The 313-nt window shown below is 68.1% G+C and carries 1 pseudogene; it reads right to left on the bottom strand.

The annotated features are described in order from the left end of the window. A pseudogene (locus ACWJ6R_RS38195) lies at positions 1-313 on the bottom strand (lysine 2,3-aminomutase); the annotation flags it as partial.

The raw sequence follows: 313 nt of genomic DNA, 5'->3' as shown, positions 1-313 counted from the left end.
CGCTGCGGCCAGTAGGCCAGGGACTTGGTGCCGATCCGGACGGACTCCAGCTGCTCGACCTCCAGCAGCGGCTCCAGGTAGCGGCGGAGCACCGCCTCCCCCATGATCATCGGATCTCCGCCGGTCAGCAGCACGCTGGTCACCTCGGGGTGGGCCCGCAGGTAGGCCACCAGCGCGGCCACGTCGTCGGAGGCGAACTTCAGGTCGGGCTCCCCGATGAACTGCGCCCACCGGAAGCAGTAGGTGCAGTAGGCGTGGCAGGTCTGCCCCTGCTTGGGGAAGAACAGCACCGTCTCCGGATACTTGTGCTGCA

It is taken from the genome of Planomonospora algeriensis, from assembly GCF_977012225.1.
Note: the sequence above shows the minus strand (reverse complement) of the source record. Positions and strands in the feature narration are given on the sequence as shown.